This window comes from Thermotoga sp. KOL6, assembly GCF_002866025.1.
In the GTDB taxonomy this organism is placed as follows: Bacteria; Thermotogota; Thermotogae; order Thermotogales; family Thermotogaceae; genus Thermotoga.
This window is the reverse complement of sequence record NZ_LNDE01000001.1, coordinates 668,693-695,208: the sequence shown is the minus strand read 5'-3', so window position 1 is coordinate 695,208 and position 26,516 is coordinate 668,693. Positions and strand designations below refer to the sequence as shown.

Genomic DNA, 26,516 nt, shown 5'->3' with positions numbered 1-26,516 from the left:
AGAAGTGTACGTTCCAAAAGGATTTCGCTTTTCAGGGGTACATTGTAAGATAAAAAGAAAAAGAAAGGATTTGGGGCTCATCTTTTCGGAAGTACCTTGCATTGCAGCCGGTGTTTTCACTCAGAACGTGGTGAAAGCGGCACCGGTAGTTTACGATCTGGAAATTTTGAAAAAAAATCCAGAAGGTATCAGATCTGTTGTTGTTAACAGTGGTATTGCCAACGCGTGTACTGGTGAACAGGGTTTGACGAATGCAAAGAAAATGGCGGAAAAGGCAGCGAAAGAGCTGGGTATTCCAATAGAGAGTGTCCTTGTGTCTTCTACCGGGGTCATAGGAGTCCAACTTCCAATGGATAAGGTGGAAAGCGGTATAGAGGAAGCAGTGAGGAATCTTTCTGAAGATCCTCTACCTTTTGCCGAAGCGATCATGACCACGGATACAAAACCGAAGCTTCACAGCAAAAAAATATCACTGGATGGAAAGGAAATCACCGTTCTTGGAATAGCGAAAGGTTCCGGGATGATACATCCGAACATGGCAACGATGCTCGCTTTTTTGGTGACGGATGCCAGTATTTCTGAAAACGCCTTGAAAAAACTTTTGAAGATTTCTGTTGACGATACTTACAATATGATAGACGTTGATGGAGATACGAGCACAAACGATATGGTGATCATACTCGCAAACGGTCTAGCGGGGAACGTAACCATCCAAGAAGAGACAGATGGTTTTTGGAAATTGTACGAAGCTGTTCACGAAGTTAATCAATTTCTAGCCGAAAAGATTGTCGAAGATGGCGAGGGCGCCACAAAAGTTATTGAAGTAAACGTAATCAACGCCCCCGACATGGAATCTGCCAGGTTGATAGCTCGTTCTATCGTGTCATCGAACCTTGTGAAAACGGCTATTTACGGAGGAGACGCAAATTGGGGTAGAGTCTTGGCAGCGGCGGGTTATTCTGGAGCCAAGTTCGATCCGAACAGACTCGATTTGTTCTTTGAAAGTGAGGCGGGAAGTATAAAGGTTGCCGAAGACGGTCAAGGTCTCGATTTCAACGAAAAAGAGGCTAAAGATATTCTCAGTGAAAAGAAGATAAGAATAGTTCTCGATATGAAGCAAGGGAAGGAATCGGCAAGGGCTTGGGGTTGCGACCTGACAGAGAAATACGTGGAGATAAATGGGAGGTACAGGACATGAGAATCGACACTGTCAATGTCCTGCTGGAAGCACTTCCCTATATAAAAGAATTCTATGGAAAAACTTTCGTAGTGAAATTCGGGGGAAGTGCGATGAAGTTGGAGAAAGCAAAGAAGGCATTTATACAAGATATTATACTTTTGAAGTACACTGGAATAAAGCCGATCATAGTTCACGGTGGGGGACCAGCGATATCCCAGATGATGAAAGAGTTGGGGATAGAGCCAGTCTTTAAGAATGGACACAGGGTAACGGATGAAAGGACCATGGAGATAGTAGAAATGGTTCTCGTAGGAAAAGTGAACAAAGATATCGTTATGAATATAAATCTTCACGGCGGACGTGCTGTGGGAGTGTGCGGGAAAGATTCCAAGCTCATAGTAGCGGAAAGGGAAACGAAGTATGGAGATATAGGATACGTTGGTCGAGTGAAGAAAATCAATCCTGAAATACTCCATGCATTGATTGAAAACGATTACATTCCAGTTATCGCGCCGGTTGGGATAGGCGAGGATGGGTTCTCTTACAACATAAACGCCGATACAGTAGCAGCGGAGATCGCAAAGAGTTTGATGGCGGAGAAGTTGATTTTGCTCACGGACGTTGACGGTGTGTTGAGAAATGGAGAGCTTGTTTCCACCTTGACACCCGAAGAAGCGGAAAGATTGATCGAAGATGGGACTGTGACCGGTGGAATGATTCCGAAGTTGGAATGCGCTATCTCTGCAGTACGTGGGGGTGTAAGCGCAGTCCATATCATAAACGGAGGTATGGAACACGCCATTTTGCTTGAAATATTCAGTAAGAAGGGTATAGGTACTATGATCAAAGAATCGGAGGGATGATCATGTATCTCATGAACACCTACAACAGATTTCCTGCAACCTTGGTTCAAGGAAAAGGTTCTTGGGTCTACGATATCAAAGGGAAAGCCTATCTCGACTTCACGTCTGGTATAGCAGTGAACGTGTTGGGTCATTCTCATCCTAAACTTGTTGAAGCGATAAAAGATCAGGCCGAAAAATTGATCCATTGTTCGAACCTCTATTGGAATCTGCCGCAAATGGAGTTGGCAGAGCTTCTTTCACGAAATACTTTCGGCGGGAAAGTGTTTTTTGCGAACACAGGAACGGAGGCGAACGAGGCAGCAATAAAGATTGCGAGAAAGTATGGTAGGAGAAAAAAGGAGAATAAGTTCAAGATCCTTTCCGCGTGGAATTCTTTCCATGGGAGAACATTAGGTTCCCTCACAGCAACCGGACAACCAAAATATCAAAAACCTTTTGAACCTCTTGTACCGGGATTTGAATACTTCGAGTTCAACAATGTGGAGGATTTGAAGAACAAAATGTCGGATGATGTGTGCGCTGTTTTTCTTGAGCCTATTCAAGGTGAAAGCGGGATAATTCCTTCAACGAAAGAGTTTCTTGAAGAAACAAGAAAGTTGTGTGATGAGTACGATGCTCTCCTCATTTTTGATGAGGTTCAATGTGGAATGGGAAGAACGGGTTCGTTGTTCGCATACCAGAAGTACGGGGTGGTTCCGGATATCCTCACCGTTGCAAAAGGCCTTGGTGGAGGAGTCCCTATTGGAGCGGTTATAGTGAGTGAGAAGGCAAACGTTTTGGAACCGGGAGATCACGGGACGACTTTCGGAGGCAACCCTCTTGCTTGTAGAGCGGGCGTTACCGTGATAAAAGAATTGACAAAGGAAGGTTTTCTAGAAGATGTGGAGAGGAAGGGAAATTACCTCATAGAAGAACTTATGGAAATAAAAAAACAGTCCGATATTGTGAAAGAAATTCGAGGTGTAGGTTTGATGATAGGGATTCAATTTGTTGAGGATGTGAGCAACAGGGAGATCGCCATGAAATGTTTCGAAGAAGGACTATTGGTGGTTCCGGCTGGTAACAACACAGTTAGGTTTCTTCCTCCTCTGATTGTAGAATACGGAGAGATCGACATTGCCGTCAGAATCCTGAGAGAAGCGCTGAAAAAAATTTAATGGGAGGCGCAGCCTCCCTTATTTTCTTTTTTCCTTTTTATCCTCTTCATTTTCTTCTCGTTCTTTTTTCATCAGTTCTCCTTCTTCACCGAGCTGTTCTAATTCTCCCCCGCACTTTTCGCAAGTTTTGTTCAACTGAAACTCAATAGAGGTCGCAGAATAATATATAGCACCACATTTTTTGCATTTGTATACGTACGGCATGTTGATTCCCCCTTCTGAGTAGTTGAGAGTTTCTCGGTGGTTCTTCGCTTCGCTCTTTCTAAACATATTATAATGCCTTATTTATCTTGTTTCAAGTTTTTATCAGATTTCAAGTTTTTATCAGAAACAGTAAGAGGCCAATTACAGAAATGGCAAAGCCTAGGATTTGAAAAAGTGTAGCACTCTCTCTTAACATCAGTGAGGACCACAATATAGCTAAAGCGGGTTCTCCCACGAGAGCTATGCTGACCACACTTGAAGGGAAATATTTTAGAGAGATGTTTATTAGCAAATATCCAAGGAAAGAACAACCTGCTCCAAGGACTATCAAGATGAACCATTCCTTCACATCCACGATCTTAAAACTGGGAGTTCCAAGAACCAGAAGTATCATAGTGGCCACAATATGAGTTCTCATGCTGAAATTGAAACTCCCCATCTTTTTGTTCAGCGATCTTCCAACGATTAGATATCCACAGAAGAACAAAACGCCAACGATAGCCATAAGATCGCCTTTGGAAACGTTTGAAATGCTTCCTTTATCGAAGACAGCGATCAAAACACCCAGTACAACCGTAGAACCAGTGAGCAATTGGAACAAGGTGAGTTTCTCCTTGTAAAAAAGATACGAAAAAAAACTTGTGACGACAGGCTGAAGTGTAAGAGGTATGACTGCTCCCGTTACGGTTGTGTGTTTGAAAGCAGACACCCAAAAGTAAAAGTGCATTGCAAGTAGAAAACCGGAGAGTATCGACAACATCTCATCATGAAAGGAAAAGGCGCACCTCTTTCTTTTAACGGTCAAAAAGAGTAAAGAAGCGATGAGCAATCTGTAGAAAGCAATAGTTCCTGGTGGAAGAGAAGAGGATTTTATGAGTATACCAGAAAAGGATGCAATAACAACACTTCCCAAAAGGTAAAAAGCAGGTTTCAAACTCTTCACCTCTTCTTGTAACAGTATGTTTACTCTCTGAGCCTCTTGAACAGTTTCTCATTTTATAGTATATTTCTTTCTGGTGTACGTTATTTGCCCCCATCGTCTAGCGGCCTAGGACACTGGCCTTTCAAGCCAGAGGCAGGGGTTCGAATCCCCTTGGGGGCGCCATCAAAAATACACCTTCGATCTTCTGGAGACCGGCCTTCTGGCCGGTTTTGTTTTGTGCAATACCTGATGAGGGAACTATGATACTCGTGAGAAAGGAAGTATGAAGGGTTTCCCTTGTGTTTTTGCTGCGTACATTCTTTCATCTGCGATTTTCAAAAGTTCTTCTAAAGTTCCTCCATCTTCCGGAAATCTTGATATTCCTACGTTTGCTGATACGAAAGCTTTCGTGTTTTCAATTTCGATGGATTCATCAAAAGCCGAGAAAAGCCTTTTCAAAAAAGATTCCAAATAACTTTCCTTCATATCGTAGAGTAAGATAGCAAATTCGTCTCCTCCGATTCGTGATACGATATCACTTCTTCTTATTCTGTCCAGAACTCTTTTTGCCACTGTCTTCAATACTTCATCACCAAACATATGACCGTAAGTATCGTTTATTTTTTTGAATCCAGACAGATCCATGAACAGAACGTACAAACTTTTGTTTTCCCGTTTCGCTATGGCAAGATACCTATTTCCCAACTCGTGGAAATATCTTCTGTTGGGTAGCCCCGTAAGAGGATCATGGTAGGCTATGTATTCAAGGGAAGAGTCTTCACTTTCTGAAAACATCAGAGATTGTATCAAGTGAAGAGTTTCCTTTTCTAGATCCTTTTTCAAATAGAGAATGAAAAGCTCATCATGTGCTGCATCTTTAACAGCGAATATTTCAGCTACCCTTTTTCTTTGTAATTTCAAAATATCCTTTATTTCATTTGATGTGTAAGAAACTCCTTCTTTGAAAAAGGGTGGTATGTTTCCATCGGAGAAGTCGACAACGAAGTTTCCATCTTTACCAATTAAAACAACCACTCCCACTATATCTGAGAGAAACTTTGAAATTCTTCGGATTAATTTGTATCGAGTGTTTCTGTAGTATCCCATAGTAAAATCTCCCCCATACCGTGAAATTTTCTTCTCTGAATACTGACGTGTGATCTTCTAGGTCTATGTAATATATCACCAACATTGTATCATAAACAGCAAAGTTTTGTTTCTCTGTGAAAGTAAAAACAAAAATCCGGGAGCTGTTGTCTCCCGGCTTGGATGACATAGATATCTTTTTACGAACCTTCAGCAAAACTGGTGGCCAGGGGCGGAATCGAACCGCCGACACCTGGATTTTCAGTCCAGTGCTCTACCAACTGAGCTACCTGGCCACCTTGTGCTTCTGGTGGGAGCGGCAGGACTTGAACCTACGACCTCCTGCTTGTAAGGCAGGCGCTCTCCCCCTGAGCTACGCTCCCACCGCAGTAAATATATTACATCAAAATCCAGTTTTAGTCAACATCTGGCTCTTTTGTCAGTGCTCGATATTGCTTTCGCATATTTTTCAAGGTGTACATTTGAATATCTGCCTTTTGTATGATATTTTCTATGTTTTCTCCAGGTTTCCAAGTTTCTATACCGTAAGAGAAGTTTATAGGCAGGCCGATTGGATTGAATTTCAATCTTTTTTCTAATCTTTTAACTATGTTGAGCACACTTTTTTCATCTATGTCTGGGAAAGCAATTAGTATTTCATCACCACCAAATCTTACTGCACAATCCGTTTTTCTGATGTTTTTCAATATTTCGTGGGAAACGTGTTTCAAAAGTTTATCACCAATTTTATGAGAATACCGATCATTGATCTCTTTGAAATCATCTAGATCTATTATTAGAAAGGCGATTCCACTTCCCTTTTTTCGCTTTTGCCTCTCCATCTCTTGGGGAAGCCACTCTTCGAAGAAATAATATCGAGTGTGAAGACCGGTAAGATGATCTTTGATGGCTATTTCTTTAAGAGATTTGAATATCTTGGTCACTCCGAAAAATGAAACGAGAATCCCCAAAATCATAATGTTGTATCCTATGAACTCGTAAAACAAATTGATAAAAAGTCCAACTGTTATTATCGCTACACCCGTTTCTAACAAGACTTCACCTTCAAAATTCTTCACATACTTTCTCACAAGAAAGATAAAAAACAGAAGGAGAAAAGCCGCAAGAACATAAACCATTTCTTTAATCAACAGGATCACTCCCTATTTCATATTCCTCAAGGAAAATCTTCGCTTCTTTTGGAACTATTAGAAGATGAGGAGGTATCACCAAATAGAATCCATCTCGCCTGGTTTTTACTTTGAAAGTGTGCGTTTCTTCCTTTCCTTCCACACGGAGCTCCACGAATTTTTCCGATTGAGAGGTGGGCAAGAAAATCCACCCTGAGAAAATAATCCCTTTTTGCCTTTCGTTTTCGAAAAGAGTAAAATATTTTACGAGGAATGATTTTGTTCCGAGGGTTTCATACATTTCTTCAGGAAATTCCACATTCAATTCCGTAAAAAACAAAAAAGAACCAAACGAAAGAGAAAAAGAGAGGAAAATCAAAACCACAAACAAAAATTTTTCCACATTTAACACCCCCCAGAGGTGAGTGGATGGATATCTTTGAGGCCATAGAGAGCAGACACTCGGTGCGGAACTTTCTGAGGAGGAATCTACCAGATAGTTTAAAAGAAGAATTGAAAATCTTTTCAAGCATAAAGTTTATCACAAAAAAGTATGATTGGAAAGCAAATTTTCAGGATTTTCCACATTACATTTATGCAACAACTAAAAAAAGTTTTGATGAACTTGTCGATTATGGTTTTCAGGGAGAGCAAATTGTACTCTTTTTAACAATGAAAGGGCTTGGGACTTGTTGGATGGCTCGTTCCCCTCATCCGAATGTTCCTTACATAATCGCTTTTGGATATCCAAAAAACAGGGATTTCAGCAGGAAGAGGAAACCCATCAGTTCGTTTCTCGAAAACGATATAGAAGAGCTACAACCCGAGATCATCAGGATAATCGAACTGACCATCTTGGCTCCATCGGCTCTCAATGGACAACCTTGGAGGTTTAGATTCACTGGCAGGGAACTTTGCATCTCCTCAAGGAAGCCAGTGGATCTCGGAATAGCTCTTTCTCACGCGTTTCTCGTTGCCAGAGAAATTTACAAAAGAGAACCTGAAATTCTGAAGAGAAAGGAGGATACGTATTGTTTGATTCTGAATCCTTGAAGGATGTATTACTCAGGATAGTGAGAAAGGCAATAGATTCTGTACTGCCCGATAGAGCAGTAAAAGAAACCTTGAAAAATGTCGATGTTGATAGAGTTTTTCTCGTAGCGGTAGGAAAAGCGGCATGGAGAATGGCGAACGCTGCCTATGAAATTCTAGGAGAGAAGATAGAGAAAGGTATCGTAATAACGAAATACGGTCATAGTGAGGGTCCCATCGATGAATTCGAAATATACGAAGCTGGGCATCCTGTTCCGGATGAAAACACTATAAAAGCAACCAGAAGGGTACTAGAGTTGGCAAATGAACTAAAAGAAAACTGCGAGATCCTTTTTTTGTTGTCTGGTGGAGGATCTTCTCTGTTCGAGTTGCCTATGGAGGGAGTTTCTCTTGAAGAGCTGAGAAAAATAACCGATGTTCTCCTCAAGAGTGGAGCGAATATTGAAGAGACAAATGCGGTGAGAAAGCACCTTTCACAAGTGAAAGGCGGAAGGTTTGCAGAGAGAGTTTATCCAGCGAGAGTGATCACTTTCGTTCTTTCAGACGTTTTAGGTGACAAACTCGATGTGATAGCCTCAGGACCCACGTGGCCGGACCGATCAACTTCGAAAGATGCCTTGAGAGTTTTGGAAAAGTACGGTGTTGAAGTGAATGAAGGAGTGAAAAAAGCTCTTATGGAAGAAACTCCCAAGCATCTTTCCAATGTGGAGATTCATCTCATCGGCAACGTAAAAAAGGTGTGTGAGGAGGCAAAAAAAGCAGCTTCGGAAGAAGGATTCAATGCAGAAATAGTTACGACAACACTAGATTGTGAAGCACGGGAAGCAGGAAAGTTTATTGCCAGTGTGATGAGGGAAATCAAATTCGCGAACAGACCGTTGAGGAGGCCAGCAGCTGTGATCTTTGGTGGTGAAACCGTTGTTCATGTTAGAGGAACGGGGTTGGGTGGTAGAAATCAAGAGCTCGCACTTTCAGCGGCGATTACCCTTGAAGGATTAGATGGTGTGGCTTTGTGTGCTGTTGGAACGGATGGAACCGATGGACCTACGGATGCAGCTGGTGGTGTTGTCGATGGTGAAACCACACTCATTTTGAAGCGAATGGGAGAGGATCCTAACTTATATCTGGAAAACAATGACTCTTATAACGCTTTGAAGAAAGCAGGTTCACTTTTAATAACGGGCCCTACGGGGACTAACGTCAACGATCTGATAGTTGGTTTGGTCACGTAGTTCTTGCCAGAATATAAACGAAAACCCTATTTGCTCCATTTTCGAGTAGGACCTTTACGGAATCTTTTATGCTTGTTCCTGTTGTCATTACATCGTCCAGAAGGATGATATTTCGGGGAGGAATTTTCCGGCAGACGAAACGTCCCATCTTTTTTCTTTCTTCTCTCCGCCTTTCAACTTGTCTTCCTTTTGAAATATTTTCTAAGAGCTTTGCGGCGGGGATCTTAAGAAATTTGGTGATCTTTTTCGCGATGAGTTCCATATGATCAAATCCTCTTTCCTCCAGCGAGTCCAAAGAAGAGGGAATCCAGGTTACCATATCTGCCTGTCTTGGGAAGTAACTGTACAATTTAACAAAAACCCTCACTAGAAATTTTGAAAGTTGTCGCTCTTTGCGATATTTGTAGAGTTTTATCAACTGTTCTAGCTCGTCTCTGTAGTCGGAATACACAAACATTTCGTAATTTCTGTGAGATTCGCTGTAAAACGAAGGACCTTTTTTCAAAATTTTCGTTTCGCATTCTTCACAGAGAACAGACAGTGGAGAAGTTTCTCTTCCACAAAGGACGCACGTGTTCAAGAACAGATATTTCAGTATCTTCTCCAAGTCTTTCTCGAATCTATCCATGACACTCTCTCTGCACCTTTCTTTTTTATCTCGGTTGCTAAAGATTCCTCGATTGAGAAATTGAAGGCAACTCTCGTTCCTGAAAGATCGATTTGTTCCAGTTTCATAAAGATTTTTTCACTTTGAAGTTCAACCAGATGGGCAATCAAGCGACCCTCTTTCGTTATTGCACAGCAGTTAAAAACGGGATGAAGTGCCAAAGCTTCCGTGAAATCATCTGTTGGAATGGGTTCTCTGGAGAGACCAGAGATTCCAAAGAGTACGAGGCCATCTTCTTGTGATTCGACGTCGTCCAACCTGATCCCTTCCACACCGTTTACAAAGTCTTCTGCCACAATAAAATCGAATTTCTTCTTTTCGTGGAAAGTGCCTTTGTATCCTAAGACTCCCCCTTTGAGATCTGGAAGATTACCTTCTGAAGAGGCATAGATAACCTTTTGATCTCTTATCAAAACACAGGCGTTTTTAGGAAGGTATCGAATAAAATGGACAGCGAGGCTTATGTCCAACACAAATTTTTCAGGGGCCTCCACGGGGAACAGATTGACAATCGACTCTGCTCCTTGCTCTGAGACTTTTTTCAAAACCAATGCCTTCCATTCTTTTATGAAAAAGAGATCGGACAAATCTTCTAGCAATCTGGACAGGATGCTCAAAAAACGAGCTAATTCTTTCAATACCAAGCGACGCCTCGTTTGTAAAGATATATCGCCTGTCTGTTCTATCTCCGAGAGAGCCGTTTTCAGATTATCAAGGGTCGTTACCACTAATTTTTCACGATAATTCTTAATGGTTTCAAAAAAGAGGTTGATTTTGTTTATGTCCACAATAGAAAGGATATCTGTCTCCCTTTTACTCGAGGGTATTTTCTCCCAATCCATGTAGAGTAAATCGAAATCTTGTAAATTTTTGTACAAGGAAACATTGGGCACTCTTCTTTTCAAATCCTCAAAGATACTTTTATCCACCACAATTTCATATCCTTCCTCGAGGCTTTCCAAAACATTCACTAGTTCATTTTCGATCTTTGATAGTTTCAAAAGAATTCTCACACCCGAAACCTCCTCATTTGGTGTGTTTATGAGCAATTTTTGTGGCGGCAAACGAATTGGGTTTCACCTGGTAAGGATATCCCATCCCTTTCACGTAACCAATAACACTGGACACTAATTCTTTCGTCAGGCCCTCGTATCCAATGTCAAGATGTACCACCGGTTTTCCCAACTTCAGGATTTCTTCCACAAACTTCGCCATTTCTAAACTCATTTCAGCTTCTTTGAATATTCTTGTGTAAAGATCTTTTCTGTTTCCATCTTTATACACGGTGTAAAAGTATGTGGCCCCATTCCCCAACCTGTACACCACAAGTACTGTGGCATAAATTACCTCTCCGTCTTTTACATCACTGTCCGTACCTACGAAAATTGCGTATTCATACCCGCTAGTGAATTTCTTAATCAGTTCAATCACCTTTTGATGATCAACTTTTCCCCAGGTGGGACTTTTCAGATAACGGAACTTACCACCTCCGATACACTATTAAGGGCACTACCAATTCCTGGTAAGAAAGACTTCCATGCCTACCCAAAAGGCTCTCTTCTTTACCCGTGTATCTGTAATTGAAAGAGAAGTCCTTCTTCGCTATCAAAATCACGTCCCCTACTCTGTAGAAAAATTCTGGATGCCTCTTTCCTACACCAAAAAGGGCTGTTGACTCTCTTGGATCTAAGAAAAACGCGAAATCCGAATACTTTTCCATAAGATATTCTACCAAAGACTTTTTTCTCCTTGTGTAAAGATACATCATTCTTTGCTCACCAGCCGGGGGCTTTTCAAAAAATTTTGAGATCTCCGAGTTTTTATCCCACCAAATTTCCTTTTCCTTTGATGTTGTGATCTGACCATGATCGCTTAGCATGAAGAAGACAGTATCTTTTTTCAGTTTTCGAACTAGTTCGGATTTCAAGATCCTATAAATCCATTTGAGTTCTCTGAAATAAGCACTTTCAACACCACTTTTGTGAGCTATTGAATCCAGAGATGACCAATAGGCAAAAATCAGGATCTTTCCCTTAAGATTCACCAGTTCTAGGATCTTTTCAATCATATCACCGAAACTTGAAAAACCGATCTGTTCAGCACCTTGTGACATTATCCTGGAAAATCCGCTTCCCAACAAATATCTTGGAATGAGAAAGAAACTTTGAACGTTTTTTTGTAATCGTTGAAAAATTGTGATGAAATGGATCTCATGACTTTTGAGAACGCTGTCTCTTGGAAAGCCTGGAGGTGTCATCTCTATCATGTTCACGAGACTTCCCACCTCTCGAAGATAGAGAATATATCCTAGAAATCCGTGTTCCAAAGGAGTCAATCCAGAATAAATGCTCGGCAACGCAACGGCCGTTGTTGTAGGAAAAACTGATGAGGCTGGAAACACTTGAACGTCGTCGTCGGAAATGGTGGAAGAGAAAGCTTCATAACTGAGCGCATCAACAATCAAAACGATTACCTTTCGGAGGTTTTCAATCACTTTTTTCGGCAGTTTATAAGGTTCGTGTAGGGGCTTTTCATCGTATATTTTCAAGATCGTGTTTGAGAAATTGACGATAGAATTTCCGGTATAATCAGGATAGAGTAGATCGTCTTCCAGCCTTTCTAGTTTCATTTAGATGGTCCTCCTTTCTGTAAGATTTAGTACAGAATCAAATGATCATGTGGGGATGATAAAGTGCTTAGAGTGCTTGTGAGGAAAGACATCGTTAATGTCTTCAAAGATATGATAACAAGAATATCTCACGATGTGGATTGGGATCTGTACGAAGGAGAAGATTACAGAGACAAAGTTCTCGCTGAAAAGTGGGATGTGATTTTCGGCGACAGGATTCTCGAAATTGAAGATACACTGTTTGTAAAGAGTCTGAACGAGTTATATTTGGCTTTGAACTACGTCGCAGTTAAGAAAGAGAATGAATCCTTGCGAGCAAAGTTCAATTTACTTCTCTACACTCCAGAGCTTCAAGGCGCGAAGATCAAATCAACACTTTTCAAGATTCAGAAGTTCTACAATTCCTATTCTGTGTTTGCGCTTGTATCTGAACGGGGAATCCACAGACATGCTTATGTGGATTTTGTAACAGGAGGAAATTACGTTTCTCTGACATACCATGAGGATCTTCCAGTGAACATAAACTCTCGGACACTCTTCATCGACGATGCCCCATCGGATTTTGTTCCACCGAGGTTCTCCGGTGAGAAAGTGATACTGGGGATGGATTCTTTTCCAGAAAGAGAAGTTCCTTTCGTCGTAATACCACCATTGAGAGAAAGAAAAGTGGATATACCGTATATGTTGGATGGTATTCTTCGATCGTTACAACTTCAAGGGAGAACCATAAAGGTTGATGATGATCTGATAAAAGCTTTGACTGATTACCATTGGCCAGGTAACACACAGGAGTTTATAGAAAAAGTGTACGAAATTTTTACACTGAAAGAACCCGCAGAGCAGATGAAAGCTATTGTGAAGGATATGAGTGGAACGAAGGGAATCGATTTGAAACGGTTCGTTGAGTCTGTAGTTGAGTTCGTAGAAAAAAAGATGATAGAAAAAGCCCTCGAAGAGAGTGAGGGCAACCGTAAAAAGGCGTGTGAAATTTTGAAAATGAACTACAAAACGCTTTCATATAAAATGAAAAAATACGGATTAAGTTGACTTCTGTGCAAAATAGACCAGCTCTGCCTCTATGAAAAGATCGATATCTCCGTCCATCACCGCATCGACATTCGACGTTTCCACTCCAGTTCTGTGATCTTTGACTAGAGTGTACGGATGGAGAATATAGGACCTGATCTGGTTTCCCCAAGAGATGTCTTTCAATTCTCCTTGTATTTCCTGGATCTCCTTTCTTTTTTTCTCCATCTCCAGTTGATACAACCTCGCCTTCAAGATTTTCAAAGCGGTTTGTTTGTTCTGATGTTGAGATCTTTCATTTTGACAAGTAACTACTATTCCCGTTGGTATGTGAGTGATCCTCACAGCAGACTCCGTTTTGTTCACATGCTGTCCACCATGACCAGAAGCTCTGAAAGTTTCTATTTTTAGATCCTCGGGCCTTATGTCTATGTCTACATCGTCTTCTATTTCCGGTACCACGTTCACAGAGGCAAAGGAAGTGTGCCTCCTTCTTGCCGCATCGAAAGGAGAGATTCTGACCAATCTGTGAACCCCAGACTCGTGTTTCAGATATCCATACGCATAATCACCTTTTATCAATATTGTGGCGTCCTTTATACCTGCTTCTTCACCGGGCTGGTATTCCACGATCTCTACACTGAATCCTTTCCTTTCTGCCCATCTCATATACATTCTGAGGAGCATCTGTGCCCAATCTTGCGATTCTGTACCACCCGCTCCTGGATGGACCGAAAGATAAGCATTATTTGGATCGTATTTGCCATTCAAGATGATTTCTAGCTCCAACTTTTTTACGGCATGTTCCAATTCGTGGACAATCTCCTCCACCTGTTGTACCATATCTGCATCTTCTTCTGAGAGCTCTATTGCGACTTCGAGATCTTCGAAAAGAGATCTTACTTTCTTCAAATCTTCGGATATGTTTTTCAACCTTTTCAATTTTTGAGTGTACTCACGGGCTTTCACTTGGTCGTCCCAGACAGAGGGATCCGAAAGCTTCTTTTCAATGCTTTTTAACTCTTCTTCGATTTCTTTTTCATTGATAATCGACAAAACATCTTTGTACTTCTTTTCCAATTCTTCTATTTTCGTCTTTGTTTCAAAACTGATCATGATTCATCACCTCTTCACTCTTATTTTACCAAGGCCGTGAGTCCCACTTTTTTTCTTCTTTTCGTAAGCTCTTCTCATGGCTCTATTCACGAGATTGAATTCTTCGTGTACAAGTCTTATTTTACCAAGCTCTTCTTTTGCTTCTTTCTCATCTTTTTCTGAAACCTTGACCACTCTCAAAACGTAGTTTGCAATCGTATCGTTTATCCTCCTCATCATTTCGTCAAACATGAAGTACGTTTCCTTTTTGAACTCAACGATCGGGTCTTTTTGACCGTACGATCTGAGTTGTACTGCCTCTTTAACGTGTTCTACCTCTTCCAAGTACCTTCTCCAATGTTCGTCAATGATTCGAAGCATGAGAAATTTGATCACTCTTTTGTATTCTTCACCTATCTCGTGCTTCTTTCTTTGATATTCGTCCCACATTCTGTTCAAGAGATAATCGTAAACTTCTTCTGAGGATGTGAATCGTTTCCCTTCGAAATCGAGCAAACCTTTTGGAAAGAAAGAGAGTGAATTTTTCAAACCCTCTAAATCCCAATTTTTGCCTGAACAAAACTCCTCAACCCTTGTACTCACTACGTCTTCAAATATTTGTCTCAAATACTCATCGTAATCTTCCTCGAGGAGAATTTGGTCACGGAGGGAATATATTGCGCTTCTTTGCTTGTCGAGAACCTCATCCATTTCCATGAGAGTTTTCCGAATTGAGAAATTGATTCCTTCAACCTTTTTCTGTATGTTTTCGATGAGTTTTGAGAGCATAGGATGTTGAATAGGTTGCCCTTCTTCTATTTTCAAAATGTTCATCACTTTTCCGATCTGTTCTCCCCCGAATATTCTCAGAAGATCGTCCTCCAAGGAGAGGAAAAAGATGGATTCTCCTGGATCTCCCTGCCTGCCGGATCTTCCTCTAAGTTGATTGTCTATTCTTCTACTCTCGTGTCTTTCAGTACCGATGACACAAAGACCTCCCAACTCTGCGACACCCGGTCCAAGCTTTATGTCTGTTCCTCTACCTGCCATATTGGTTGCGATGGTTACCATTCCTTTTTGGCCCGCTTTGGCAACGATTTCTGCCTCTTTTTCATGATGCTTAGCGTTCAAGACTTGGTGAGGGATTCCCTTCTTTTTCAACATAGAACTGAGGAGCTCACTTTTTTCGATGGAGGTTGTGCCCACGAGAACGGGCTGTCCCTTCTTGTAGCGTTTTTCAATTTCCTCCACGATTTTTTCGTACTTTTCCCTTTGGGTCCTGAAAACTAGATCGTCGTGATCTTTTCTTATCATGGGTTTATGGGTGGGGATAACTACAACTTCCATACCATAAACCTGCACGAATTCGTTTTCTTCTGTTTTGGCTGTTCCTGTCATACCAGCCAGCTTTTCGTACATTCTAAAGTAATTTTGGAAAGTAATGGTCGCATATGTGATCGATTCTTCCTTTATAGGAACCCCTTCTTTTGCTTCTATAGCTTGATGAAGTCCTCCACTGTAACGTCTTCCTGGCAAGAGTCTTCCCGTGAACTCATCAACGATGATGACTTCTCCATTCATAACAACGTAATCGACATCCTTTTTGAAAAGATGCAAAGCCTTCAAGGCATTTATAAGGTGATAAAGTAAAGAAACGTTCCCGGGCTCGTAGAGGTTATCTACCCCTATGATCCTCTCGGCCTTAGCTATACCCTCTTCAGTTAGGATTATGGTCCTCGCCTTTTCGTCAACTGTGAAATCTTTGTCTTTAACAAATTTTTTAGCAATTTGAGCGAACTTCCTATAGGTGGAGGGACTCTCCTTGGAGGGACCTGAAATAATTAAGGGAGTTCTTGCCTCATCTATGAGGACACTGTCTGCCTCATCCACAATAGCATAGAAATGACCTCTTTGTACTTTATCGTTGTAATCCAGAACGAGATTGTCTCTTAAGTAATCGAAACCGAACTCATTGTTCGTTCCATAGGTAACATCACACAGATAGGCTTCTTTTCTCGTAATTTCTTTGAGCTCTACTTGGAAAGCCTCTGTAGCCTCTATATTCTTGTGTTCATCGTCCAAAACCTCTCCGTTGAAATTTTCTGGCCAGACACTCCAGTTCTCTTTTATGGCCTTTTCAGCCAAATCAGGATTCTTCCACACAACTTCGTAAGATTTTCCTAGAGAATTTATAACGCCCACTCTGAGACCAAGAAAGAGGTAAATAGGCCCCATCCAAAGAGCGTCTCTCCTCGCTAAGTAATCGTTTACTGTGACCAAGTGAACTCCCTTACCAATCAGAGCGTTCAAATAAATGGGCATGGTGGCGGCGAGAGTTTTTCCTTCGCCTGTTTTCATTTCTGCTACTTTTCCTTCATGAAGGGCTATTCCTCCCATTACTTGTACATCGAAAGGCCTCATGCCGACAGTCCTTCGAGCCACCTCTCTCACCAAAGCAAATGCTTCGAGAAGGTTCTTGTCGGCATCTTCGAGCGAATTTATTTTCTCCTTCAGTTCCTTGGAGAGGGCAATCAATTCTTCGTTACTCTTAGATCGCATACTTTCGTCTAGGTGGTTTATCTTCTCCACCATTTTTGAGTATTTCTTTAAAATTCTTTTGTTTTTGTCAAACAAGAACAAAGACATATCACATTACCTCCAATCTGTACTTTATTAGCCCGTTCTCGATATATCCTATCAAGAGAAGACTGGATTTTGGAGAGAATCCAAGAATCTTGTTGATGAAAGAATTCAAATCGAGGAACATTTCCAAAAACACCTCTTCGGGTGATTCTTTTTCAAGAAAAGCGAAAGTTGGATGATTCTCGAGTCTTCTTCTGTTCACTGCTTGAACGTATTCCGCTCTTTTCATAGAAGATACCACGAGTTTATCTTTGTACTCGAAAAAGTGTAAAACTGTGTTTCTAACCGGAAGCTGCCATTCGTCTCCTACTCTTTCTGCACCCCTGCTGATGAGAAAGGATTCCACTCCTTTCAGCGTTTTGTTTCCTATGAGAAATACAAATTTGGGTGTTTCGTAGAGAGTGGTCAGGAAAGTAACACTCTCTCCGTTTGAGAAAAATTCATGGTAAAACTCTTCAACGTCATCATTTTTGAAAATTTGATTCAGAATGATTTTCAGTATTTCGTGACTACTTGTAAATGCGAACAAATCTCCCAAGTAAGGAAGTTGCCCCATGTCCTCTTTTTTCGAAACCGAAAACGGAGGAGCTTTTTGAGAAACTTCTATTGTGAGATGGGACGGTTTCATTTCCGCTTTCAGCGTCGCCTCACCAATCTTTCCAAACAAATTTAAATCTCTCACGTGAATCGCAACAGGTGCTTTCGCCAGATCCATTTTCTGATCTTGGACTTCCTCTAAGATCTTTCGGTTGGGTGAAACTAAAACGTATTCTCCCATCACTTTCGAAAACAGATGTGTGGCACCTTCAATAACGAAAACGCCATTTTTTTCGTAATATTCTGAAGCCTTTATTTTTGCAAGGGATTCTACGAATTTTTGTGGAGAATCTGTTCTGAAAGCTATGAAGCCATTAGTGAGCTTTTCCGGTGTAGAAAGAAGTGAATTGACGTCAAAACTGAGTAGATCTTTTACATCACCTTTTCCTGAAATCACAATTTCCTTCGACAGTCCTCGGTAGAAAACACTTGGATCTTCCAAGCGAGTTTCAACCCATCTTCGAATCGTCTGTTCAAATCCCACTCTTTCTCCAGACAATAAAAACTCGAAAAGAGGGAGTTCTTTTATTTTTGAATAGAATTCCTCAGTGTTCTCAAGCCGGATAAGGTAGTCGTAATCTGGAAGAACGGGTACAGAAAGAGCAATGGCGACCACAAACAAAAGTAGCGTTGTTACATATTTCATCTTTTCATCTCCCCAAAAAATTCCCACGCCTCTTTCACAACTTTCTGAAGATCTATATCGCTTTGTTCTCCATCCTTACGAACCCAGAAAAAGTACTCTATGTTTCCCTCTGCTCCTTTTAGTTTGGAAAAGCAACATCCTTTAACTGAGAACCCATTTTCCATTAAGCTTTTTTGCACATCTTCCAAGACTTTTTCGTGAACTTTCGGATCTCTCACGATGCCTTTCTTGACGAATTTTCTCGGAGCTTCGAATTGGGGTTTTACCAACAAAATCGCCTCACCACTTTCTTTCAATATATCGTAGATAGCGGGAAGGATCTTCTTTATAGAAATGAAGGAAACATCACAGGTTACCAAATCGACCGCTTCTCCTAAATCTTCTTTCTTCAAGTATCGAGCGTTTACTTTTTCCATCACCACTACTCTTGGATCATTTCGAAGTTTCCAATGGAGTTGACCATATCCCACATCCACGGCATATACCTTTTTTACACCGTTTTTCAGAAGAAAATCTGTGAAACCACCCGTCGATGCTCCTATATCACAAGCCACTTTCCCGGAAACGTCTATTTTGAAACTTTCGAAAGCAGATTCAAGTTTGTATCCACCTCTGCTCACATATTTTTGTTCCTCTACAAGTTCGACGTGAACATCTTCCGAGAAGATTTTACTCGCTTTCGTTACTCTTTCACCGTTCACTAAAACTTTGCCAGCCAAGATCAGGGCTTTTGCTTTTTCTCTACTTTCAACAAGGCCTTTTTCTAAAACTATCTGATCTAATCTCTTTTTATCAGCCATAACTTATCCCCCGCTTTTATAACGGTTCCCCATTGAAAGACACGTATTTTTTCTGCATTTTCATAAACTTTCTTTTCGTCCCCGAACATTATAATCTTATCTTTCGAAACAAAGAGAGGAGTTCCGAAGTTCCTTATAAAGAATCCCTCTATTTTTTCTCCATTGAGAATACCGTTTTTGTAAACGAGTAATTTTCCGTTCCATACAGCGAAGTCATCGGCTTCCAATATTTCGATCGTTTCTCCGTCTTGTGCGTTCAAAATCATTACCGTGTTTTCCGAACCAACGAATACTTTGTCTTCGGTTGCATCGACTCCCCATGCACCTTCTATCTTTTTCTCCCAAACAAGTTGTCTTGTTTTGATATCGTATTTCCTTAAGAAACCACACACATCCAATATGTAGAGCATGCTTCCAAAAATCGAATACTCTACAGGTGTCTTTGAAACTTTCCAAGTCCACCTTCCGTTTATCCCCATCAAAGATCCCGATGCGGTGAGCACAAAATCGTTCCATCTGAAGATAATGGTGTCTTCAATTTTTCTATAACCTATCCTATGCCTGGTTATTACAACTCCATTGACGATATCCACCGGTTCTTCTATCTTCAAAACTTTCTCTCCTAACCTGAGGAATCCATCTTTGTAGAGATACTCTCTTTCACCGTCTAGAAAGACCATTTCAACGTTTCTATAGAGTCCGGGAACATTTTCCATAGATATGTCTCTTCCCACATACACCGTCTTTCCTCCTATCTGGTAAAATCCTTCCTTCACGACTTTTCTGTAATCTCCTATCTCTAGAATATGTTCCTCGCTCCAAAGAGGAAGAAAGATCACCGGAGATTTTTTCTCATAGTCTTTTGTATAAGCTATTTTTTTCTCGAAGACACCGTCTTTATACTCGATGAGGAAAAATTCCGATGGAATCTGTATCGACGGAAAAACTTCTCTCACAGTCTTTCTGAACTGTTCTGGAAACAAATCTTTGGTTGTTAAATTTTCAAAATTATCAATCGATTTGTCTTCGAAAACAATCTGAAAGGCTACATATTCATCTTTGGTACGGATTTTCACAATAAGGGGGGTTCCTGTACCAGTCAGAATACCTTCCTGTGATAAGAGATCCTCGACGATCCCTTTGTATTCTACGGGCCCGTCGTACACAAGAGTAACCACTGGTAATTTTTTCCATTCCTGAACGATCTCGAGTTCCAAGGTTGTGGGTGTGGAGTCACCAAGAAAATACAGAATCCCATTTTCTTCTATTTTGTAGTTAAATGCAAACATCAGAACAACACTTTGTAGAAGTACAAACCATGTGCAGGTGCGGTACCTGCTGCTGCACTTCTGTCTCGTGCTTCGAGCACCTCCTTCATTTTCTCAGGTTTCCAATGACCTAGCCCTACCTTAACCAGTGCTGCGACTATGTTTCGAACCATTCTTCTCAAGAAAGACCTTCCCTCAACTCTGATAAGTACGATGTTCCTTTTGAGTTTCAAAATTCTTATTCTATATATAGTTCTCACCGGATCTCTCTCATCACTCCCGGTTTTGAAAGAGGTAAAGTCGTGTGTTCCTTCCAAATACTTCGCGGCTTTTCTCATCGCGTTCAAATCCAATTCGTAGGGAAACCACCAGACGTATTTTCTGGAAAAGACGTTCCTCTCTTTGGAAGTATCTATGAAATAATGGTAGATCCTCTTTGTAACATCGAAGCGAGGATGAAAATTTTTTGGAACTTCGAAAACTTTCTTAACGTACACATCATCCGGAAGATTGGCATTCATAGCATTCTTGATATCTTCGGTACTCATTCTGTCATTGGGACAATTGAAAGCGATCAATTGGCCGTTTGCATGAACACCAGCGTCCGTTCTTCCTGCTGCTTGTGTATAGACTCTCTGTTTGAAGATCCTTTCTAAGGCATCCTCTATAATACCCTGTACGGTCCTAACATCGGGTTGTCCTTGGAAGCCAAAGAAATTGCTTCCGTCGTACTCGATAACTGCGGCCACACGTTTCATCTTCTTCACCTCGTCCTATGCTGTTTTTTTGTTGTCCCGTTTATTCTATAATAGCATCAGAACACCACGAATGGGAGCTGAAAGTTGTGCGAAAGGGAATGATCATTCTTGTTTTGATTTTCTTGATATCTTTTTCCCTCGCCGTTCAGTTGATGACGGTTGAGGAAAATTTCGTGTCGGTTGTTGAGATCGAAGGGGAGTCTCTGAAAAGTACCCTTGATCTTGTTCTTCCCTTCACACCGATGAAAGGGGTGGTGCTTTCTGATAAAGCTTACTTTGTAACAACTACAGGAATTGTAGAGTACGACTTGAAAAGAAAAAAAATCGACCGTGAACTGAAAATACGGGCGGAGAATCTGAAGTGGGAAGATGAAAAATTGGTTGTCCTTTCAAAGAAAAAGGTCTTGATAGTAGATCCAATCACATTCGACTATGAAACGATCGATCTACAAGAAGATCCCACTGATGTGGAAAGATTCGAGGATTATTGGATAGTGAGCCATGGAAGATACATTTCCCTTATCAGGAATGATGAGGAATATTGGAAGATAGAATCTAATTCCGATATTATTGGAATCTCTGTGAACAAAGGAAAAAAATCACTCTCTGGAATAACAAAAGGAGGCACTCTGTTTATTGTTGATTTAGAAAACCCGTTAACTCCAAAGGTGGTTTATTTTACAGATATTGAAGAGTTAAGAGAGGTTGAATGGCTTGGAGATTTCCTTTTCGTTTTTTCTAGAAATAAGATCTTGGTTATGAGTACTATCAAGTTAAATTCTCTGAAGGTCGTGAAAGAATACACCTTGTCAAGTATGGTTTCCTCCATTGTGAAAACAGACGATTCTCTCTTCTTTACAGCGGGTACCACGCTTTATAGGGTGGATGTCTCTTTATTGATGAAAAAACTCGGAGTCGCTCGGAAGATTTTCTTAGTCTCAGCCCCTTCAAGTAAATTAACTGTACCAGGGGAACTGCTTTGGAAAATAGATCTGGATTCTGAAGTAAGAGCCCCAGTCACTGTAGGAGATGGCTTTATTGTTTTGGCAGATGTTGAGGGACTTGTTCACGTTTTGTCGATCAGTGGAAAGAAGCTATGGAGTTACAAAACGGGATTTGTAATAACCGCTCCACCGAGAGTTTTTATGGGACGAGTGTATGTCACGAGCTGGGACGATCATTTGTATGCTTTGTCCTTAAGCGGGCATCTTTTATGGAAAGTGAGGTTAGATGCGGACGTTTCGAAATCTTTTGAGGTGAATTCCCAGGGAGTTTACGTATCAACCGATGGAGGGGAAGCATATTTAATAGATCACGAATCGAACATACTTTGGCAGTTCAAAGATGATGATTGGATTTCTACAGGCATAGCTGTGGATGATAGAGGTACTGTTTATTTTGGAACATCTAGAAGCCTCTACTCCCTCTATCCCAACGGGACTGTGAGGTGGAAAACGGACATTGGATATCTCCTCACTACCAGACCTGTAGTTATAGAAGATTATGTGTTTGTCGGGAGCAACTCTGGATGGTTGTTCTGTGTGGACAGATCAACTGGAGGAGTAATTTGGAAAGAGAAATTTCCTTTGACACTGAATACCGAGCTTTTCGCACATGGGAAACATTTGGTGATGAACACTGAAGAAGGTGTCTACATTGTGGACTTACAAGGGGGAGTGAATAAAATCATTTCTGCTGTATCACCCTCACCCGTAGTCGTTTCGAAAGAGGGATATCTTTTCTTTGTTTCAAATGGTATTCTCTACTCTTACACCTTCGATGGTCAAAAGAGATGGGAGGAACGAGTGGGGGAAACAAACTCTGCTCCCGCATTAGGAGAAGAAAGGGTAGTGGTTGCTACACGTGAAGGAATCGTTTATTGCTTTTTCGATAAAGTTTATTCTCAATAACGCTGTTGAATTGGACCGAATCTTTCAAAGGGCCATATTCTCAGAATCGGCCAACCGATGATATGGTCTTTTGGTACGAATCCAAAATATCTGCAATCGAGACTCTCGGTTGTATTGTCCCCCATCAAAAAGTAAAAACCCTCCGGGACCTTTATCCTTATCGTTCCATCCTCTGTCCTTTCGATATATCTTTTCAGATCCAAACTAGCGTAGTATTCTTCATAAAACGTGTGATAGATCATACCGGGAATATAGTAAGATTTTGTCTCTTCATCGTAGTACACCATCGAAGGATCGAAGTAATTCAGTAAACCGGGGAGGAAGTATTCCCCATATTTCAACCCTTCCTCCCCGATAAGAGAGAAAACCAAAACAGCTACTGTTCTACCGTACTTTTCGGCAAGAGAGTAGATGTACTTCCTATAAGATTCTTTGTCTTTTCTCAGTTTGCTCGCGGTGTAAAGCCATTCATAAAAATCTTCGTACTTGAAAATTCCCTCAGGAGTGTAATGCAGATTTTTCAAAGTTTCTGGAATTTTCCCGTTGACATACAATTTGCCATTCTTTATCTCCAGAACATCTCCACTTTTTCCAACAAGGCGTTTCACATATTTAACATGACCTCTGAATTTAGCAGGTGAAAAAAGATCCATAAACCTGTCAAAAAGGCGAAGCATTTTACTCGCTCTTTCATCTACAAAGGGAGACCAAAATACAACAATTTCTCCGATTTCGGGTTCTCGAACAGTGTAGGTGATTTTTTCTACAAACAACCGATCACCGATCTGTATTGTGGGAATCATTGATCCTGTGGGCACCAACATGGTTTCAAATATGTACAACCTCACAATAGTTGCGGCTACCAAGGCGTAAAGCAACGCCTTGATCCATTCTATGGATTCTTTTTTCAGATTCATTAATCTCTGCGCTCCTTGATCCTGATTTTGCCCCTCACATTTCTGAGATAGTAAAGTTTTGCTCTTCTCACTTTACCCTTTCTCACAACTTCTATCTTTTCGACAACGGGTGAATGTATTGGGAATATTCTTTCCACACCGACGCCGTGGCTTCCGATTCTTCTCACAGTGAACGTCTTGTTTATTCCAGAACCTCTCTTGGCGATCACTATCCCTTCGAAAACCTGTATCCTCTCTCTGTCACCTTCAACCACTTTTACGTGAACTCTCACTGTATCACCAGGTCTGAAATCTGGAACTTCTTTCTTTTCGTATTTCTTTTCGATGATCCTTACGATATGATCCATACTCATTCCTTAATCCCTCCTCGTATAATTTTCTCCTATCAGTCGATCAATTATTATAGCCGCTGCTGCCCTGACGGACAGGTGATTGAAATCTGACTTTCCCCTTATGGGTTCTATCACATAGTCGGAAATCACCAGAATTTCGTCGGGTAATCCCCAACCTGTTCCGAGGAGTATGAGAACAGGTTTCTCCGTTTCCAGAATAATCTTCTTGGCCTCTTCGAATGATACACTGTTTTCACGTTTCTTTGCGGAGGTAAAGAGTATCAAAGGCCTTTCTTTTTCGATGTTTTCTATATCTTCTAACACATCTTCTAAATAGGGTTTCAATCTGACTAGTTTAAGGGATTCTGCTCGTGAAGGATTGTATTGACTCCCAAAACCTTCTCTCCAGAATTTGAGCATCTTTTCTACCATATCTCGTTGTGCTTTAAGATTGGTGACCACGTAATATCCCTTTAAATTGTAAGTACGCGCTGTTCGAGCGATATCGTGAACATCAAGGTTGGTGACCGCTGTTGATATTATGCTGCCATCTTTTCCTTTTATTGGATAATGAATCAAGGCTACATAAATCTTATCTAGCACCCTTTCATCAGCTCCTTGAACAATTCTATTATAGCCAGTTTGTCGAGCTCGTCCAATTCCTTTTTCAAAAACAGATCAGGCCGTTTCATGATGGTTTTTTTGATGCTCTCTTTCCTCCTCCAAAGTTCTACCTTTTGATGATCTCCGGAAAGCAGCACGTCCGGTACTTTCATTCCCTTGTACTCGTAAGGTCTGGTGTAGACTGGATGATCGAGCAGACCTTGATGAAAAGATTCTCTTTCCACGGATTCTCTTTTCACGACGCCGGGTACGAGTCTTACGATAGCATCTGTTATTACCATGGCCGGTAGTTCTCCACCCGTGAGTATGTAATCTCCTATTGAAATCTCGTCATCGACTATTTTCATTACTCTCTCGTCGATTCCTTCATATCTTCCGCAAAAAATCACGATGTCTCGTTTCTTGGAGAGTTTTTCTGCTATTTTGTAGTTGAAGACTCTTCCTTGTGGACTCGTCAAAATAACGTACGGTTTGCCGTACTTTTCAACGTAGCTTTCGTAGAATCTGAAGAACGGCTCTGGTTTCATAACCATTCCGTATCCTCCACCGTATTGATAGTCATCCACTGTTTTATGTTTGTCAGTGGTGTAATCCCTTAAATTCACCACGTTTATTTCCACGATACCTTCTTCAACAGCTTGAGCAATGACACCGTACTTCTTCACAACTTCGACCATTTCTGGGAATATGGTCACTATACTGATCCTCATCAAATCCACTCCAATTTTCTGGCAACGATCTTTTTTTCACCTTTATCGATCTTTATGATCCAGTCTTTTGTCATGGGAATCAGTGTTTCCTTTTTTTGATTCTTCACGACTAGTACATCGTTAGATCCTGTTTCTATGATGTCGACAACTTTTCCTACATTCTCTCCCGAATCGTAGAATACATCACATCCCAGAATTTCGTAGAAGTAATATTCATCCTCTTGAAGAGGCGGAAGTTCTTCGTACTTTATAAAAACCTCGCATCCCTTTATTCTTTCTGCTGCTTCTATTGTATCGATAGTATCGAATCTGACAAGAAAAAGTTTGTTCATCCTCCTGATAGATTCTACGGATAAATGATAAAACACCTTCTTCTCTTTGTTGTATAGAACGACTTCCGAGAGATTCCCCAAAATCTCCTCTGAATTCGTGTAGGGAAAAAGCTTCACTTCTCCCTTCAAACCGTGCGTATTCACAACTTTTCCGATCGGTATTCTTTCGTTGATCAAATCTTGAAGAGTTTTTATCATTTTCTCACCTGACCACCCTGATGGTGATCTCTTTGGAATCACCCATGAGGGCACTCAGGAGGATTTTCAAAGATTTTATAGTCCTACCATCTTTACCTATGACTTGCCCAATGTCTTCTTCGTTCACTACTATTTCGAGTACTTTTTTTCCTTCTTCTTCGAATTCCATGACAACAACTTCTTCGGGGTGTTTTACTATTCCCCGAAGTATTTTCTCCACCAACTCTTTCATTCAGAAGTTGCCTCCTCTTCTTTTTTCTTCTCGTACTTTATCTCGTGTACCCTTTTCATCACTCCGAATTTTCTGAAAATGTCCCTCACCGTATCGCTCGGTTGAGCACCTTTCAAAATCCATTCCACTGCTTTTTCAACGTTAATCTTTATTTCTCCCTCTTTTAAAGGGTTGTAATAACCGAGGGATTCAATGTACGCTCCATCTCTCCTTTTTCTGCTATCAACGACCACAATTCTGTAAAAGGGTTGTTTTCTTTTTCCCATCCTTGTGAGTCTTATCCTAACCACGAACTACACCTC

29 protein-coding genes and 3 tRNA genes are annotated in these 26,516 nt (G+C 41.0%); 8 read left to right on the top strand and 24 right to left on the bottom strand.

All coding sequences use genetic code 11. From position 1 onward, the window contains the following. Positions 1–4: 4 nt before the first annotated feature. Genes argJ through AS005_RS03730 form a run of 3 tightly spaced genes read left to right on the top strand, consistent with a single transcriptional unit; the run spans position 5 to position 3,203 of the window. The gene (argJ, locus tag AS005_RS03740) at positions 5–1,198 is read left to right on the top strand and encodes a bifunctional glutamate N-acetyltransferase/amino-acid acetyltransferase ArgJ (RefSeq protein ID WP_101510316.1); all 1,194 of its coding nucleotides are present in this window, start codon (positions 5–7) and stop codon (positions 1,196–1,198) included. Further along, positions 1,195–2,043, top strand: a complete 849-nt coding sequence (gene argB / locus AS005_RS03735) for an acetylglutamate kinase (protein WP_101510315.1) — start codon at positions 1,195–1,197, stop codon at positions 2,041–2,043. The genes argJ and argB overlap by 4 nt, the downstream gene beginning before the upstream one ends. Before the next feature lie 2 nt (positions 2,044–2,045). Beyond that, entirely contained in the window at positions 2,046–3,203 is a 1,158-nt protein-coding gene (locus AS005_RS03730; RefSeq protein WP_101510314.1) for an acetylornithine transaminase, read from the top strand. 18 nt (positions 3,204–3,221) lie between these two features. On the opposite strand, the gene AS005_RS03725 is transcribed toward AS005_RS03730, so the two are convergent. Next, on the bottom strand, positions 3,222–3,407 hold the full coding sequence (locus AS005_RS03725) for a hypothetical protein (RefSeq protein ID WP_101510313.1): 186 nt from the start codon (positions 3,405–3,407) through the stop codon (positions 3,222–3,224). Between the two features lie 109 nt (positions 3,408–3,516). After that, positions 3,517–4,350 (bottom strand): DMT family transporter, encoded by an 834-nt coding sequence (locus tag AS005_RS03720; protein WP_233186227.1) that lies wholly within the window; start codon positions 4,348–4,350, stop codon positions 3,517–3,519. 86 nt (positions 4,351–4,436) lie between these two features. Between AS005_RS03720 and AS005_RS03715 the strand changes: the two genes are divergently transcribed. After that, positions 4,437–4,512 (top strand) — tRNA-Glu (locus AS005_RS03715). A gap of 75 nt (positions 4,513–4,587) precedes the next feature. Here the strand turns inward: AS005_RS03715 and AS005_RS03710 are convergent. The 5 genes from AS005_RS03710 to AS005_RS03690 form a co-directional block, all read right to left on the bottom strand. Further along, a complete protein-coding gene (locus AS005_RS03710) occupies positions 4,588–5,436 on the bottom strand; it encodes a GGDEF domain-containing protein (RefSeq protein ID WP_101510311.1) in 849 nt (282 codons plus the stop codon). Positions 5,437–5,635: 199 nt separating this feature from the next. After that, positions 5,636–5,711, bottom strand: a tRNA-Phe gene (locus AS005_RS03705). Between the two features lie 12 nt (positions 5,712–5,723). Further along, positions 5,724–5,798, bottom strand: a tRNA-Val gene (locus tag AS005_RS03700). Between the two features lie 33 nt (positions 5,799–5,831). Then, a complete protein-coding gene (locus tag AS005_RS03695) occupies positions 5,832–6,575 on the bottom strand; it encodes a GGDEF domain-containing protein (RefSeq protein ID WP_233186226.1) in 744 nt (247 codons plus the stop codon). After that, positions 6,559–6,948 carry a hypothetical protein gene (locus AS005_RS03690; RefSeq protein WP_233186225.1) on the bottom strand — a complete coding sequence of 130 codons (390 nt, stop codon included), beginning with the start codon at positions 6,946–6,948 and terminating at the stop codon, positions 6,559–6,561. The genes AS005_RS03695 and AS005_RS03690 overlap by 17 nt, the downstream gene beginning before the upstream one ends. A gap of 26 nt (positions 6,949–6,974) precedes the next feature. Here AS005_RS03690 and AS005_RS03685 point away from each other — a divergent pair, with 26 nt between their 5' ends. Both AS005_RS03685 and AS005_RS03680 read left to right on the top strand, forming a co-directional pair. Beyond that, entirely contained in the window at positions 6,975–7,598 is a 624-nt protein-coding gene (locus AS005_RS03685; protein WP_101510309.1) for a nitroreductase family protein, read from the top strand. Next, positions 7,577–8,830, top strand: coding sequence for a glycerate kinase (locus AS005_RS03680; RefSeq protein WP_101510308.1), 1,254 nt, complete (start codon positions 7,577–7,579; stop codon positions 8,828–8,830). Before AS005_RS03685 ends, AS005_RS03680 begins: the two co-directional genes overlap by 22 nt. On the opposite strand, the gene AS005_RS03675 is transcribed toward AS005_RS03680, so the two are convergent. Genes AS005_RS03675 through AS005_RS03660 form a run of 4 tightly spaced genes read right to left on the bottom strand, consistent with a single transcriptional unit; the run spans position 8,823 to position 12,126 of the window. Beyond that, positions 8,823–9,458 (bottom strand): ComF family protein, encoded by a 636-nt coding sequence (locus tag AS005_RS03675; protein ID WP_233186224.1) that lies wholly within the window; start codon positions 9,456–9,458, stop codon positions 8,823–8,825. The genes AS005_RS03680 and AS005_RS03675 overlap by 8 nt on opposite strands. Then, positions 9,422–10,510, bottom strand: a complete 1,089-nt coding sequence (locus tag AS005_RS03670; protein WP_101510307.1) for a hypothetical protein — start codon at positions 10,508–10,510, stop codon at positions 9,422–9,424. Before AS005_RS03670 ends, AS005_RS03675 begins: the two co-directional genes overlap by 37 nt. A 13-nt stretch (positions 10,511–10,523) precedes the next feature. Further along, on the bottom strand, positions 10,524–10,928 hold the full coding sequence (locus tag AS005_RS03665) for a ribonuclease H-like YkuK family protein (RefSeq protein WP_233186223.1): 405 nt from the start codon (positions 10,926–10,928) through the stop codon (positions 10,524–10,526). A 49-nt stretch (positions 10,929–10,977) separates the two neighbouring features. Continuing rightward, the gene (locus AS005_RS03660; protein WP_101510305.1) at positions 10,978–12,126 is read right to left on the bottom strand and encodes an alkaline phosphatase family protein; all 1,149 of its coding nucleotides are present in this window, start codon (positions 12,124–12,126) and stop codon (positions 10,978–10,980) included. Between the two features lie 63 nt (positions 12,127–12,189). On the opposite strand from AS005_RS03660, the gene AS005_RS03655 reads away from it, so the two are divergent. Continuing rightward, positions 12,190–13,173, top strand: coding sequence for a helix-turn-helix domain-containing protein (locus AS005_RS03655; RefSeq protein WP_233186222.1), 984 nt, complete (start codon positions 12,190–12,192; stop codon positions 13,171–13,173). Here the strand turns inward: AS005_RS03655 and prfB are convergent. Genes prfB through truA form a run of 6 tightly spaced genes read right to left on the bottom strand, consistent with a single transcriptional unit; the run spans position 13,165 to position 20,959 of the window. Beyond that, a complete protein-coding gene (gene prfB, locus AS005_RS03650; protein ID WP_101510304.1) occupies positions 13,165–14,268 on the bottom strand; it encodes a peptide chain release factor 2 in 1,104 nt (367 codons plus the stop codon). The two genes, AS005_RS03655 and prfB, sit on opposite strands and share 9 nt — an antisense overlap. Positions 14,269–14,274: 6 nt before the next feature. After that, positions 14,275–16,887 (bottom strand): preprotein translocase subunit SecA, encoded by a 2,613-nt coding sequence (secA, locus tag AS005_RS03645; protein WP_101510446.1) that lies wholly within the window; start codon positions 16,885–16,887, stop codon positions 14,275–14,277. Between the two features lie 7 nt (positions 16,888–16,894). After that, positions 16,895–18,133 (bottom strand): hypothetical protein, encoded by a 1,239-nt coding sequence (locus AS005_RS03640; RefSeq protein ID WP_101510303.1) that lies wholly within the window; start codon positions 18,131–18,133, stop codon positions 16,895–16,897. After that, the gene (locus AS005_RS03635; protein WP_101510302.1) at positions 18,130–18,933 is read right to left on the bottom strand and encodes a TlyA family RNA methyltransferase; all 804 of its coding nucleotides are present in this window, start codon (positions 18,931–18,933) and stop codon (positions 18,130–18,132) included. Before AS005_RS03635 ends, AS005_RS03640 begins: the two co-directional genes overlap by 4 nt. After that, positions 18,912–20,222, bottom strand: coding sequence for a hypothetical protein (locus tag AS005_RS03630; protein WP_233186221.1), 1,311 nt, complete (start codon positions 20,220–20,222; stop codon positions 18,912–18,914). Before AS005_RS03630 ends, AS005_RS03635 begins: the two co-directional genes overlap by 22 nt. Further along, positions 20,222–20,959, bottom strand: coding sequence for a tRNA pseudouridine(38-40) synthase TruA (gene truA / locus AS005_RS03625; protein ID WP_101510300.1), 738 nt, complete (start codon positions 20,957–20,959; stop codon positions 20,222–20,224). Before truA ends, AS005_RS03630 begins: the two co-directional genes overlap by 1 nt. A gap of 86 nt (positions 20,960–21,045) precedes the next feature. Between truA and AS005_RS03620 the strand changes: the two genes are divergently transcribed. Continuing rightward, a complete protein-coding gene (locus tag AS005_RS03620; RefSeq protein WP_233186220.1) occupies positions 21,046–22,869 on the top strand; it encodes a PQQ-binding-like beta-propeller repeat protein in 1,824 nt (607 codons plus the stop codon). On the opposite strand, the gene lepB is transcribed toward AS005_RS03620, so the two are convergent. From lepB to rpsP, 7 genes are read right to left on the bottom strand one after another with little or no spacing between them, the layout of a single operon-like run. After that, positions 22,863–23,786 (bottom strand): signal peptidase I, encoded by a 924-nt coding sequence (lepB, locus tag AS005_RS03615; protein ID WP_101510299.1) that lies wholly within the window; start codon positions 23,784–23,786, stop codon positions 22,863–22,865. The two genes, AS005_RS03620 and lepB, sit on opposite strands and share 7 nt — an antisense overlap. Continuing rightward, on the bottom strand, positions 23,786–24,133 hold the full coding sequence (rplS, locus tag AS005_RS03610; protein ID WP_101510444.1) for a 50S ribosomal protein L19: 348 nt from the start codon (positions 24,131–24,133) through the stop codon (positions 23,786–23,788). Before rplS ends, lepB begins: the two co-directional genes overlap by 1 nt. Positions 24,134–24,142: 9 nt before the next feature. After that, positions 24,143–24,721: an RNA methyltransferase gene (locus tag AS005_RS03605; protein WP_101510298.1), complete on the bottom strand. Its 579-nt coding sequence runs from the start codon at positions 24,719–24,721 to the stop codon at positions 24,143–24,145. Then, positions 24,715–25,452, bottom strand: coding sequence for a tRNA (guanosine(37)-N1)-methyltransferase TrmD (gene trmD, locus AS005_RS03600; RefSeq protein WP_101510297.1), 738 nt, complete (start codon positions 25,450–25,452; stop codon positions 24,715–24,717). The genes AS005_RS03605 and trmD overlap by 7 nt, the downstream gene beginning before the upstream one ends. Continuing rightward, positions 25,452–25,982: a ribosome maturation factor RimM gene (gene rimM, locus AS005_RS03595; RefSeq protein WP_101510296.1), complete on the bottom strand. Its 531-nt coding sequence runs from the start codon at positions 25,980–25,982 to the stop codon at positions 25,452–25,454. The genes trmD and rimM overlap by 1 nt, the downstream gene beginning before the upstream one ends. A gap of 4 nt (positions 25,983–25,986) precedes the next feature. Continuing rightward, entirely contained in the window at positions 25,987–26,214 is a 228-nt protein-coding gene (locus AS005_RS03590; protein ID WP_101510295.1) for a KH domain-containing protein, read from the bottom strand. After that, positions 26,211–26,504 carry a 30S ribosomal protein S16 gene (rpsP, locus tag AS005_RS03585; protein WP_101510294.1) on the bottom strand — a complete coding sequence of 98 codons (294 nt, stop codon included), beginning with the start codon at positions 26,502–26,504 and terminating at the stop codon, positions 26,211–26,213. The genes AS005_RS03590 and rpsP overlap by 4 nt, the downstream gene beginning before the upstream one ends. Positions 26,505–26,516 lie beyond the last annotated feature (12 nt).

Bases quoted from the DNA above. Each gene is read 5' to 3' on its own strand.
- argB (WP_101510315.1), top strand. From the start codon at position 1,195: ATGAGAATCGACACTGTCAATGTCCTGCTGGAAGCACTTCCCTATATA.
- AS005_RS03730 (WP_101510314.1), top strand. From the start codon at position 2,046: ATGTATCTCATGAACACCTACAACAGATTTCCTGCAACCTTGGTTCAA.
- AS005_RS03725 (WP_101510313.1), bottom strand. From the start codon at position 3,407: ATGCCGTACGTATACAAATGCAAAAAATGTGGTGCTATATATTATTCT.
- AS005_RS03710 (WP_101510311.1), bottom strand. From the start codon at position 5,436: ATGGGATACTACAGAAACACTCGATACAAATTAATCCGAAGAATTTCA.
- AS005_RS03685 (WP_101510309.1), top strand. From the start codon at position 6,975: ATGGATATCTTTGAGGCCATAGAGAGCAGACACTCGGTGCGGAACTTT.
- AS005_RS03675 (WP_233186224.1), bottom strand. From the start codon at position 9,458: ATGGATAGATTCGAGAAAGACTTGGAGAAGATACTGAAATATCTGTTC.
- AS005_RS03660 (WP_101510305.1), bottom strand. From the start codon at position 12,126: ATGAAACTAGAAAGGCTGGAAGACGATCTACTCTATCCTGATTATACC.
- prfB (WP_101510304.1), bottom strand. From the start codon at position 14,268: ATGATCAGTTTTGAAACAAAGACGAAAATAGAAGAATTGGAAAAGAAG.
- AS005_RS03640 (WP_101510303.1), bottom strand. From the start codon at position 18,133: ATGAAATATGTAACAACGCTACTTTTGTTTGTGGTCGCCATTGCTCTT.
- AS005_RS03635 (WP_101510302.1), bottom strand. From the start codon at position 18,933: ATGGCTGATAAAAAGAGATTAGATCAGATAGTTTTAGAAAAAGGCCTT.
- AS005_RS03630 (WP_233186221.1), bottom strand. From the start codon at position 20,222: ATGTTTGCATTTAACTACAAAATAGAAGAAAATGGGATTCTGTATTTT.
- truA (WP_101510300.1), bottom strand. From the start codon at position 20,959: ATGAAACGTGTGGCCGCAGTTATCGAGTACGACGGAAGCAATTTCTTT.
- lepB (WP_101510299.1), bottom strand. From the start codon at position 23,786: ATGAATCTGAAAAAAGAATCCATAGAATGGATCAAGGCGTTGCTTTAC.
- rplS (WP_101510444.1), bottom strand. From the start codon at position 24,133: ATGGATCATATCGTAAGGATCATCGAAAAGAAATACGAAAAGAAAGAA.
- trmD (WP_101510297.1), bottom strand. From the start codon at position 25,452: ATGAGGATCAGTATAGTGACCATATTCCCAGAAATGGTCGAAGTTGTG.
- rimM (WP_101510296.1), bottom strand. From the start codon at position 25,982: ATGATAAAAACTCTTCAAGATTTGATCAACGAAAGAATACCGATCGGA.
- AS005_RS03590 (WP_101510295.1), bottom strand. From the start codon at position 26,214: ATGAAAGAGTTGGTGGAGAAAATACTTCGGGGAATAGTAAAACACCCC.